The sequence below is a fragment of the Sinorhizobium sp. 7-81 genome (genome assembly GCF_030124405.1).
GTDB classification, from domain to species: domain Bacteria; phylum Pseudomonadota; class Alphaproteobacteria; order Rhizobiales; family Rhizobiaceae; genus Sinorhizobium; species Sinorhizobium psoraleae.
Genome location: NZ_JASKLT010000006.1, coordinates 369,980 through 382,221, shown reverse-complemented (window position 1 = coordinate 382,221; position 12,242 = coordinate 369,980). Strand labels below are relative to the sequence as shown.

Below are 12,242 nucleotides of genomic sequence, written 5' to 3'. Positions count from 1 at the left end.
GCCTTTGCGCTGCACCAAGAGGCCGGACAGATGGCAGCATCCGACAACGTGCCGACCGCCGAAAAAACCGCTTGCGTCTTGCGGGGCGTCCACAGATGGAAAGCGGTCGCCTGCTAGGGTCGCGCGAATGACCGGCATGCGCGCCAACAGGCGACATCGCAGTTGACGTCGACCTCTGTTAGCTGCGCCATCGAGTACTTCTGGGATCTTTATATCTACCGTCGTCTCGCCCGCTGGATCGAGAACTCCCAGGACAGCGCTGTGCGCTCTCCCGTTTATATAACGCCTCGACCGGCATGACGCCGTAGCACCCCTCTGGTTTTCTGAGATTGACGGGCGACAGTCCTTCGACCATCCACATGACCGCGTACCCGCGAACTAGCCGAGCGATTTTACAATGCCATACGCTCGGCGTACCCGCCGGGATTTCTGGGAGCAATATGACAGTTTGAAAGACGGCGATGCGCGCGCCGAAATGGCCATCGAGTTCCTTGAAGCCTATTTATTATAAACGCGCTCTGCCGGTGCTAAGTGTTACGTTCGTAACATACTAGGCTCTCATTTTGACGTAAATATTGTATGCGAGCCGTAATCTCGCATTCGAATATTGGTGCCCCATAAGATAACAAGGATTTTCAGAAGAAAATCTAATGAACTAATTTATTCAAGTACTGCCTTGAGCGTGGCTCCTTTCATTGTAAGGGGCCGAATATTTTTTGTTCGTGTTAGTTTCAGAACCCACAACGGCTCTGTTTCGATCTCGAGATAGACCCCAGCGGCGAGTGGAAAAAGACCGGTGTCGGCCTGATCGAACGGTAGGTTCCGCGTAGCCGCGATCGCGCCAACGTGTCCACGGAGAAGATCGTCCGTCGGCTGCGGCAGGGCTAGCGGGCGGCAGCGCGCAAGAAAAGAAGCCATTCGAACAAAGGGAGGCTGAAGTGAAGACCAGTGTACGCGGCATATGCGCGATGCTCGCCGAAGAGGCGATCGTCCTATCGGCTTACAACGACGGTACTGGGACCATGACCGTAGGCGCCGGGCATACCGCGGCCGCCGGGCCACCGGTTCCTCGGTCCCGCATGACGGTGACACTCACAGAGGCGATCAACATTTTCCGCAACGACCTTGCCCAGGTCGAAAGCCAGGTTCAGGCAGCGGTCAGGGCGGCGCTCTCGCAACATCAGTTCGATGCACTTGTTTCTTGGCACTTCAACACAGGCGCGATATCGACCGCTACCTTGACGCGCAAGTTCAACGCTGGCGACGTCGATGGCGCCACGGCCGAGTTTGCCCGCTGGAACAAGAGCAACGGCAAGGTGCTCGACGGGCTGATCGCCCGTCGCGAGCGTGAAGCGGCGATGTTCTCGAAGGGGGACTACGGCACCCCAAAGGTTCGCGTTCTGGAGAGCAAGGGCGGCTCGGAGGAGATTTTCACTGCCGATCAGATCGAGGCGCTGCTTGGCGGCGCTTTGAACTCGGAGGAGGAGCAGTCCACCGAAGAACTCCTGGCGAATCCAATCTCGCAGCTTCTGCCGCTCAACCGCCCCAAACAATCCGCCGCGATCACACAGAGCGTGCTGCAAACATTCCAGAATCTCATCCCGGAAGACGGGCGCGACGACGCCGTGGCCATCGTGGCCGTGCGAGGCTATTACCTCAACACGATGGGGAAAGAGAGCGCCAATGATCGCGGCGTCTATGACGACGCGATCTTCGTCGTCGAGCCGAACGGTGTTCACAACTTTAACGGCAATACCGATCCCAGTCGTTTCGGTCGCGGGATTGCCCGGCTGAAACCGCGACAGGCGATCCGTTACCGCCCCGGGCCGCACGGCTTCTCGCGCAAGAACGGGCCCTATCCGGCTTTTCGGCAGGACAGTGACTGCACGGTCATCCGCGACGAGACCGGTGAGGATACGGACTCGCCCACCAGCCGCTTCTGGATCAATCTTCACCGCGGCGGCGTCACATCCACCTCCAGCCTTGGTTGTCAGACCGTTCCGCCGCACCAGTGGAATGAATTCAAGACCCTCGTTGATGGCCTGCTGAAGAAGCACGGACAGGCGACCTTTTATTACTTGCTCGTCGATCAGGACGATGTTCCACAGGAGGAAACGACCATGCCCGCTATCACGCAGCCTGCGCCTGCGCCTGCGACGACCGAGGCGAACCCCGTACAGCTGCTGCAACAAATCCTCGGGCTCGCTGCGCTGTCGCGCGGACATAAACCGGCGAGCCAGGAGGATATGACCCGGCTGCTGGACGTCTTGCGGGCGATCACGACCCAACCCACCATGATCAATGGCGTTGTTCTGAACGGCCCGAAGCCGGACCCGCTCGCTTCGGTCAGCGACCCCACGCTGACGCCGGTCAACGGTGCGCTCGGCAAGACGCTCGGGCATGCGCTCGACGGCCGCAAAACCGCAATTGGCGCGATCGGCATGCTTGCCACGACAATCCTGCCGATCTTCTTCCCGCCGCTGGCGCCGATCACGGCGGTCGCGGCGCCCTTGATCGAGGGCGCTACGAACGCGGGCGCAGCAGCGGCGGCGGCGCAGGCCGACGGAGGGCTCGGCCGCGAGCTGGTAACGGCCGCCTTCCCTGTCTTCGCTGCAATCGGAGGCTGGGGTGTGATGGGCAAGGTTGAAAAGTGGGTCCGGGCTCTTCGGGGTGGACTTGAAGCCCCGGCCGCATGAGAACGGCGGCTGCCGGCGCCGATGCAACAGGGAAACGCGCATCAAAGCCATAAGGAAAAAAGAGATGAAACGCTTGGTTGTTTGTTTCGATGGAACCTGGAACGACGCCGATAGTGCTCGTTCCGAAACCAATGTCGCGCTGATCGCGCGGGCCATTCGCGCCTGCCAGGAGACAGGCGGTATTCCACAGGCGGTCCTTTACCTGCGTGGTGTGGGATCGTCCGGCCTGCAGATTCAGCGCATCCTGGACGGCGCAACCGGCAACGGCGTCGATGAGAACATTCGATCGGGATACATGTTCCTGGCTCAAAACTACGTTGCAGGCGACGAGATCTATCTCTTCGGTTTCTCGCGCGGTGCCTTTTCCGCACGCAGCCTAGCGGGACTGATGGCTTCATGCGGACTTCTCAAACGTCAGCGGCTTGGGGATCTGCGCAACGCCTGGCACTACTATAGGAAGTTCGAAAAACGGTCGCAGGAAGATTTCGTCGAGAGATATACAACGGACGCGCATCTCGATGTCGAGATCACGTTCATGGGGGTTTGGGACACGGTCGGAGCGCTCGGCGTGCCCAGCCACATTTTCAATGCCTTCAACCACAGGGAATACGGGTTCCACAACACGACGGCATCGAGGATAACGCGTCACGCGTATCACGCGATGGCCATCGACGAGGCAAGAGATGAGTTCGTGCCGACGCTTTGGACCGGCGACATCCCGGAGAGATGTGAGATAGAGCAGGTCTGGTTCGCGGGTAGCCATGGCGACGTCGGCGGCGGATATGTCGACCGATCCCTGGCCGACATACCTCTGGTCTGGATGGCCGAAAAGGCGCAGGCCTGCGGGCTGGTCATCGACTGGAGCATGCTTCCGAGTGAGCTCGACATAAACGCGCCCCATCACGACTCGCGTGCGGGCTGGTCTTTCAAGGACCGGTTGACGCCAACCTTCAGGCAAATCTGCGAGACGCCTTTCAAGGTAGATTACTACGAGACGCTCTACCGGCCGCGCGATGAATTCGGTGTTCCCCAACGCACAATCAACGAATCCCTTCATCAAAGCGTCGTCGAGCGCTATGGGCGGACGGTCTTCTTCTCTCCGAACGACAATCCGGCGGCGCGCGCGCAGCAGGTCTACAAGCCAAGAAATCTCGGCCCGCTTTTCACCGCTGCTGTTCCAAGACGGCGCCTGTTGGTGCCGAGCTCAGTGGCGACTGCGCAGCCAACCGGGCTCAGGGCCATTTGAGTTCATCCAATCTGTCCAGTTCATGGGGGCTGGAAGGCAAAAATGCAGGGCACGGCCGGCAGGTTTTGCCTTCCATTTGTTTTGGTCAGGCTGCTCCTGAAACTGAAGTTGGCGTGTATTAGGCAACTGAGCGCGATGTCGACGCGACGCTGAAGAGCAGCGGCGCCGTTATTCGCATTCGTGGGTTCAAGATACGGATGCCGATGTCGTGAGGAGGGCACAACGTCAGCGTCTGGCGCAACGCAGTCTTCGACTAATGCCTCGCCTCGATCCGCAGAAGCCGCCGCGCATCATAACCCTTCGATAAGAGGGTAAACTCTAGGAAGCAGAAGGTTGGCGCGTCGGCGGCGAACCGTTGCCGCGCCTCCGTTCGGCGTTCTGCATTCCCTGGCTCAGCGATCTCAGCCACAGCGCCATGCACGCCTGAACTGCAGGCGATCTCCCGACTAGACGGCGTTCAGCGCCAAGTGCGAGGAGGCCGCCTAGGGTGGATTTGTTCCCGGCTAAAAAGCGACAGCTCCGAAGAACGACATGATATCAAAGGCTGCTAGCGCCGATGCCCACTGGACAGCGGAAGCAGGCAAGCAACGGATCTTTGCTCGGCGCCTCGCTTCCCGCAGGGATGCTGTTGATCCGGAACAGTGTGCCGAGATACTGAGACTTCTGCGTTCCGGGAAAATGGCCAGTGAAAAGCCGCTCGACGGTGCCGTCCTCGAACATTCCGTAGAGCGCCACGCTAATGCGCTCGGGAAAGTCCGGAAAGTGGCGCGACGAGACCACGAAGGCGTAGGGCTCGTAACTCCCCGCGGCGGCGGGGGTAAAGTCGGCGGCGCAGCGGGTGGCGGTATCTTCGCTATAGCCGGCAAGAGCGGCCCTGATCATGTCGACGTCCCCGTAATAGCGCGCCAGACTTCCAGAGCAGAATGCTTTGGCCGCGTCGTCGTGCGAGTTCATCGCCCGTGGGCATATCATCAAACCGTCCTTTGATCCGGTCTTTGCTTGTCGTTCGGCCGTCAGCTGGGACGTCGATCCTTCGACATATCCCCAGATCTCGAAAGTCTTCGTTTGCTCGTCCTCGCCTTGCGGTGAACGGCTGAGCGTGAGTTTGAATTTGCGTTTAAACCAGCCAAGAAAACCGTCCGTAGCGGGGTCCGGAGTCTTCTCCGGGTCGGCGGCTTGGAGGTTTGGCGCCGGCCACCATTTCCACTCCTCCGGTTTTTCGCCTTCAACCTGGCCCAGCCACGTGACAATTTCGTCGCAGGTTGGCTTGCCGGCACCTTTCGGAAGGTCACCTGCTGCCTTTGGCGCAATCGCGCGAAGTTGTTGCTTGACGTAGGAGCCATTCGCGACGAAGACGATTGGCGAAAACTCAAGGTAGCGCACGCCACCGTTGTAAGCGAAGTTCTGCATTCGCTTGAGGGTGATCGTTGTGGGGTCACAGAGAAGGTCGTAGTCTCCCGAGCCTGCCCGTAGGAACTCGGCCCGTTTTCCTGTATTGACGTTCACCGCTTTAAGCCGATAACCGGCGCGTTGAACCGCCTCCGTGCAGATATCCCAGAAGAATCCGTTGTATCCTTTGGTGTTTTGATCCTGCCAGATGAAGGGCCTTGCATCGCTGCGTACGCCTACGGTGATCTCTTCGCCGCCGATGGTGTCGGCATGTGCCGCAGAGGTCAGCGCGTGGGCGGGAAGCAGTGCGGCCAGGACAAGTTTTGTAAACAACGTGCACATCGGCTACTCCGCCGGCGTTGGGTCCGGCGCTGCCAGGCGGGACGTCTTCGCCCCAGGGCGACGCTCGGCGCCGCTGTGAAGGTTGAGAAGCGCCGCGGTGATGCAGAACACCACCAAGAAGCCAATGAGTGCCGAAAAGACCATCGAATAAAAGATCAGGCCTCGGTGGATTTCTGTGAGGCTCTGCGTCGTTGACGGCATTGCGGCCCAAGCCGCCGCAAACCGCGTTATCCCTCCAAAAACCGCCATGACAACCGCGGAGCCCGTCCCCCAGAGCAGACTCGAAAGCAAAGGCGGCTTAAGGGAGAGTGTCCGCGCTTGCGCCGACCATGCATCGAGCAGGAACGCCACGATCAGGGCCAGGCTGGCGCCGCGGAAGACCGTTGGCGCATTGTATTCGAACGAGTACTGCAGGATTACCCCGAGACTTTTCCCGCTAGCGGCCCAACCGGTATCGAAGCCGGTTTTCCAGAGCTGCAACCCCATGACGAACAGAGTAGCGACAGCCCACGAAGCGACAAGCACGAGCACGACCTGCGGCAACCACTTGGTCCAGTGTGTCCTGCGGATGTTGTGCCAGCGACGTGACTGCATGCCGGCGTCACGAAGTGCGAGCGTCACGATTATCGGGATGCAATAGTTGTTGAACGCATAGAAGATGCAGCTGAGCGTCCGCGAATAGACGTTGGTTGGCGCGTCCCACACGAGCTCGTCTTCAAATCGGCCGGGCACAACGCCCCAAAACAGGCCGACGAAGAACACCACGCCAAGTGCCCAGAGCGAGGCCATGGTCGCATGGGATTTATGGGAACCCGCCGCCGGGTGGGGATGAAGCAGTCCGCCGAGGAAAGCGTCCAGCTTTTTCTTTGCAATGAACTGCTGGTGTGCGGCGTCCTCGTCGGAAGACGCGATTATAATTCCGTGTTCGACATAGAGAGCGAGCAAGAAGCAGAAATCGTCGGCAAGGTTGTCGGCGTCGGAAGCAAGCCGCTCCCAAGTCGCCCGCTTGCGCTCGCCGAGGTTTGCGTCGCGGGTGCCATAGCCTGCGGCAGTGACGATGTTTTTCGCTGCGCTCAACCCGAAGCCTGATCGGTCGTCCAGTTCGACGATCAACTGATCTCGACGCCTGCGTAGTTCTTCTTCAAGCTGTTGGAAACGCTCCCGCACGGGGCCATTGGCGAGTTTGAGCTTGCGGTCGAGAATCCAAGCCGAGACGGCGAAGATCAGTTCCAGATCGAGTCGGAAGTCCTCCCGTTCGTTTACCTGCTCCTTCGCCGCGGCTTGGTAGTGTTTCAAGCGTTCCCAGCTGCTAAGCGGAATGAGAAGGTGCTGCTGCTTTACAGCGGTCGCATCAACGGCCGGAGCCGAGATCGCCGCCTCCTTTCCGCGCAGTTTAAGGTCCCTTCGGCGCAGATCCTCGCTGGCACCGATGACGTGCGTTGGAATTCCTGCCAGGCGATGTGCCGCCCCCCGCATCCAATCTTCAAAGTTGCCCAGAAGGGGGAAGGTGGGGGCCAGGCCGACCATGATCAGAGCTATGGCAAGCGACACGGACGCATCGATGCCGATGTCGAAGTCGCGCACGGTCGCCGGACCCACAACGCTCGACAATGTCCACGGGATCGCAGCATCATTGCCCGGAGCGAAGCCAGCGATGACTGCCGCCTGGGCCTCAGCCGAGGGTACAGGAAGCTTGCTCGCGCCGACTGCGAGGTCCGGGCCGCCGAGAAGCGGCAGCAGTTCAGCATAGGCGCAGAGGAAGAAGTAAATGAGCAGGAGTATGAGGGCGTAGAATGTGTAGGCATGCATGACGATGCGCCGCGCCCGAAGCTTGTCGGGTGAGAGCAGATCGACAAGCCGCTCCATCTGCCGCCCGCCCTCGTAGGTGACGCGGTTGAAGCGGTTGTAAGAATAAAACAGCACGATCGCCGCTCCGAAAAGCAGCGCGACAAGGTTCGACATGGTGGTGGTTCACTGTTTCGAGCGGTGCCTCAACGGCACTGCTGTACCGCTGGATTGCACTGTGCGACAGCAGTCGTAGTCAAAATTGACGTGAGAGCAATGAGTACGAGCAATACCTTCGTCATGGCAGCGATCCTCCCTTGCAGGTTTGCTTTATGGGCAAATGGCAACCCGTCTACAATTGACCTGGAATAAGGGCGAGTTATCTGAGGTTTACAGAACCAATACTTAGTACACTATTATCTCACCGATTGTGAGATGATAGCAGGTAGATCGCTTTGCGAGTGTTACGTTCGTTACATCTGAGTTGCGTGCGCGGGTGTAATATTTGGTGTTTTTTTCTTGACAGGCCCAGGCGGTATCGTTTCGTGCGCAACATTCGTCGCAGTGGCCGATGCCGGGGGCGTATCGGCCACTGCGCGCCGGCTCGGCGTCTCCAGGTCAATCGTCAGTCGGCGGCTCTTTCGGGTTGAAGCGGAACTTGGCGTCCAGCTTCTTTACGAACGACCCGCGGCGCCGCGCTCACAGAAGCGGGAATCACGTTCAGAGACCATGCGGCCCGTGCCAGCGCGGAGATCGATACGGCCAGGTAAACGATCCTCCCAACCGGTGAGTTGCGCGGCCGCCTGAGGGTTGCCATGCCGCTTTCTTTCGGCCCGACTCACTTCGCCCCCGTGCTTGCGGAAATGGCGCAACACCACCCGCAGCTCCACATCCATACCTTCTACAGCGATCGCTTCGTCGATCTCATCGCCGAAGGTTTCGATTGCGCGATCCGGTGTGGTTACCTTCAGGACTCCAACCTGATCGCGAAGCGCATCGGGCCGATCTATGGAAAGCTTGTCGTAAGCCCGGATTATATCAAAGCGCACGGTTCACCTGAGACACTAGAGCAGCTCGTCAACCATCAGGCCCCCATGCAAGGAACGGAAGCCTGGCAGTTCATGGATGGCAGCAGGATTGTCACGGTTCAGCCGCAAGGCAGGTTCAAGGCCGATGACGCTACGGCGCTTGCCGCTGCCGCGGCGACGGGACTCGGCATCGCCTGGCTCCCCGATTGCATCACACAAAAATATGTGGCCTCCGGCGCGCTCGTTCCGGTTATGACACGCTATCCCCTTCGGCCGGCGCGTATGTCGTCCGACCGCCGGGTCAGCACCCCGCACGGAAAGTTCGGGTCCTAATCGAAATGCTGATCGAATACTTCGCACGAAATCCGGACGTTTGGGGTCTCGACCGTTAAAACACGAACGCGACGAAGCCATCAAAGAATTGCGTTCGATGGTCGCTCTACTGCGAGCCGCCAACGAGTCTTTGCGACCTAATCTCACCCCGCTGTTGGGCCGCGAAGCGATCAGATCGTCGGCATTTGAGCAAACAGGTGTTCGGTTGAAGGTCCGCAACGGCCTGGAACGAGCCATTCACTGCGCGTGCTTTCGATGACCGCGACGTTCGATCGCCCTCAGACGGGCAGAGGTGCGGGAAGTCGAAGTTCGGCAGCCAGTAGGCTCACGCCCGGTTCGCGCCAGCGCCGACGCATGGAGCACGAAAAGCGAAGCAATTAAAGCAGATCAAGCCCTCGCGGTCAGGCGAGACGCCATTCTGTTGGGCTTCAGGAACAAGGCCCTTTGCGTGTGCATTACTATATCGTGAGAAAATTGAGCGTTCGGGATTGGTAATGAATCTGGAAGACCTCTATCGCCTGTTGCGCAATGGCCATATCCAGTCGCAAGGCATAGTCGACACGGTACCCGATCCTTTGCTTGTCCTGGACCAGAACCTGTGCGTCCAGAGCGCCAGCCGTGCCTTCTTCACAACCTTCCAGGTCGGCCGCGATGAGACGATCGGACAGCACATCTATGAGCTCGGCAACGGGCAGTGGGACATCCCCGAGCTGCGCCGCCTGCTCGAAGAGGTCATTCCGAAGAGCACGGCGGTTGTGGATTATGAGGTCGAGCAAGACTTTCCGAGCATCGGCCCGAGGACGATGCTCGTCAGTGCGCACCGGCTGTTCCATCCCGACGACAACAGCCGCACCTTGCTGCTCTCGATCGTGGATGCCACGGAGCGACGCCAGCGCGAGGCCGAGAAGGATGTGCTCCTGGGTGAACTCCGGCATCGAATGAAGAACCTGCTCGCGCTGGTTCAGGCGATCGCACGCCAGACCACCGCCGCGGATCGCTCCGGCGAGGCATATCGCGACGCATTCATGGGCCGGTTCAATGCGCTCGTTCAGGCCCATGATGCGGCTTACGCGCAAGAGGGCGAGGCTGACCTTCAGCAGGTGCTTCGGCAAACGCTTGAGCCCTATTCGGAAGGTCCCACGGGCGTTCTCGTCGAATCGGGGCCGGCGGTACCGCTCGGGTCGAAGCAAATCATGTCGATGAGCCTGATCCTGCACGAACTCGCGACCAATGCGATTAAATACGGCGCCCTTTCGACATCCGCGGGACAGGTTCGCGTCCGCTGGACGCTCGAGGAGGCCAGCGCCCCAAGTGTGCGGCTGGTCTGGCAGGAAAGCGGAGCTTGGAGGCTCAGCCGCTGAGTGACAGTAGCGCGGCGAGAAGCCGACATTGCAGCCGAGCCGGCAACGGGGCGCTTTTGCACACCGCACAGTCTTCGATTTCTGCTCAGTCTCAATTTACCGGCTGACCTTCTGTAGTCGCATGGGGTCTGACAAGCACTGCACGGTTCTGCCGCTCGTGCACCTCAGGCGGACAATTCTTGACCACTTCTCGAATACGAGACACCAAATCAGCATTCCGCATACTTGCGGCCGAGATCACTCAGCACCTTGCCGCGGTTGAAAATCTCGGCTGGATCGACTGTCTCCTTAATCCGGTGCATTAGCGCCAGTTTCGCGGGATCTGCCGTATTCAATAGGGAACGCACCCTTGTAGCGCCGATTCCATGCTCGGCGGAGAAAGAACCGCCGATCGCATTGAGATCCCTATATAGGACCGCTTCGATGGCTTTTGCCTTTTCAGGCAGAACGTCAATGCCGGCAGCATTGAGTACGATATGTAGGTTTCCGTCGGCCAGATGGCCGAAGACATACGGATCTAACGCGGCATCTACGTTCCTCAGACCCGCAAGACAGCGTACAAGATAACTTTCGATCTCGGAGAGAGGGACGGAGACATCGTAGGACGGTGCGCTCGGATGCTTGCGGTAGATAAGGTCGGTGTCCTCACGCAGCCGCCAAAGGTCAGCCTCCTGCGCTACCGAGGACGCGATCACGGCCGAGGCGTCGGGATGATCCTCGATGACGTCTTCGAAGATGCGTCCGAGTTCCGATTGCAACGCTCCCTCTTCGGCCCCACCTAGCGAGACCAGCAGGTTGACGGAATGGTCAGCATCGTAGTCCGTCGCCGCCCAACGATGATGGCCTGACGTCAGGCGAAAAAAGGCGTTCCAGATCGCCTCCGCCGCGCGTAGATGACCGTACTCCGCATCAAGACCTCGACGGACGGTCTCGAGCGCCGCATCTACTGACGGCAAACCGAAAAGGACTGTGGCGGTGGCAGCAGGCCGGGGTTCGAGCTTGACGGCAATGCGCGTGATGATGCCGAGCGTTCCTTCCGCTCCGACAAAGAGATGTTTCAGATCATAACCCGCAGCATTTTTCACGACCCGTGTCATGTCCGAGTAGATGGAGCCATCCGCGAGCACGGCCTCCAGACCAAGAATGCGATGCCGCATGACCCCGAACCGAAAGGCTGCAATACCTCCGGCGTTCGTCGACGCCATGCCTCCGATCGTTGCCGAACCGCGCGACGGCAAATCGATCCCTGTCTCAAGTCGATGTTCGGCAGCCGCCACTTGCAGCGCCTGCAGTGTCACGCCGGCTTCCACGACCGCGACGCGCTCGATCGGTGAGATACGCAAAATTCGATTGAGGCGGGCGGTAGAAAGCACCAGTTCGCCCGGCCTGGATATCGCGCCGCCTACGAGCCCCGTTCGCCCTCCTTGGGCAACGAGCGGAACCCCGCTGGCGCGGCTACATTTGACGACGGCGGCAACCTCGTCGGATGTTCCTGGGAACACGACAGCGCGTGCCCCGAGATTTTCGGGCGCGACTCCGTGGTCTATCGTGGAGATGGCCTCTCCGTCCTTGAAGTTTCCTTCACCGACAATTCTGCGAATTTCGGCTTTGAACTCGGGCTGTAGGCGATCCATACGATGCTACCTGCTGGTGGATGTCGGAAAAACGTTGAGATGCTTGCGGCAGAGCCGTTCAGGCCGTGTCCGCTATTTTTGCGCGCCGCTCTTCGCGGTCCAGGTGGCGATGTAATCCATAAGACCGGGATTGGTGCAGTCATAGGGCTCGAGACCCAATTCGCGCAGCCAGGTGCGCACGCCGTCCAAGCTTCGCCCAGCTTGGAAACGCATGAACAAAAGACAGGCCCTTGGACGGGTGGTCCTGTTCGACGAGGCTGTAGAGATGCGCTCCGGACTCCTTGGACGCTTGGCGCGGGCTCAGCGCAATGGGCTCCAGGACTGCCAGCTTTTCGCCGTTCTGGAGTACCTTGCCGCCCGAAAAGGTGGCGTGGGTCGCGCTGAACCCAGAATCGACGGATGGATGTATGGCAATGCTTGGCATGGGC

The 12,242-nt window shown here is 59.6% G+C and carries 6 protein-coding genes and 2 pseudogenes; 4 read left to right on the top strand and 4 right to left on the bottom strand.

Annotation, left to right across the window (positions count from 1 at the left end; translation table 11 throughout):
• Positions 1 to 938: 938 nt before the first annotated feature.
• Together QN224_RS21675 and QN224_RS21670 are read left to right on the top strand one after the other, a co-directional pair.
• Positions 939 to 2,696 carry a lysozyme gene (locus QN224_RS21675; protein WP_283978304.1) on the top strand — a complete coding sequence of 586 codons (1,758 nt, stop codon included), beginning with the start codon at positions 939 to 941 and terminating at the stop codon, positions 2,694 to 2,696.
• Between the two features lie 64 nt (positions 2,697 to 2,760).
• Positions 2,761 to 3,942: a DUF2235 domain-containing protein gene (locus QN224_RS21670; protein WP_283978303.1), complete on the top strand. Its 1,182-nt coding sequence runs from the start codon at positions 2,761 to 2,763 to the stop codon at positions 3,940 to 3,942.
• A gap of 537 nt (positions 3,943 to 4,479) precedes the next feature.
• Here the strand turns inward: QN224_RS21670 and QN224_RS21665 are convergent.
• Positions 4,480 to 5,673 (bottom strand): ABC transporter substrate-binding protein, encoded by a 1,194-nt coding sequence (locus QN224_RS21665; RefSeq protein ID WP_283978302.1) that lies wholly within the window; start codon positions 5,671 to 5,673, stop codon positions 4,480 to 4,482.
• A 3-nt stretch (positions 5,674 to 5,676) separates the two neighbouring features.
• Complete coding sequence (locus QN224_RS21660) at positions 5,677 to 7,635, bottom strand: hypothetical protein (protein ID WP_283978301.1); 1,959 nt, start codon at positions 7,633 to 7,635, stop codon at positions 5,677 to 5,679.
• A 360-nt stretch (positions 7,636 to 7,995) separates the two neighbouring features.
• Here QN224_RS21660 and QN224_RS21655 point away from each other — a divergent pair.
• Positions 7,996 to 8,878, top strand: a pseudogene (locus QN224_RS21655) (LysR family transcriptional regulator).
• A gap of 435 nt (positions 8,879 to 9,313) precedes the next feature.
• Positions 9,314 to 10,180 carry an HWE histidine kinase domain-containing protein gene (locus tag QN224_RS21650; protein WP_283978300.1) on the top strand — a complete coding sequence of 289 codons (867 nt, stop codon included), beginning with the start codon at positions 9,314 to 9,316 and terminating at the stop codon, positions 10,178 to 10,180.
• Between the two features lie 209 nt (positions 10,181 to 10,389).
• Here the strand turns inward: QN224_RS21650 and QN224_RS21645 are convergent, their stop codons facing one another.
• Positions 10,390 to 11,814 (bottom strand): FAD-binding oxidoreductase, encoded by a 1,425-nt coding sequence (locus QN224_RS21645; protein ID WP_283978299.1) that lies wholly within the window; start codon positions 11,812 to 11,814, stop codon positions 10,390 to 10,392.
• A 72-nt stretch (positions 11,815 to 11,886) separates the two neighbouring features.
• Positions 11,887 to 12,238, bottom strand: a pseudogene (locus QN224_RS21640) (hypothetical protein).
• Positions 12,239 to 12,242: the final 4 nt, after the last annotated feature.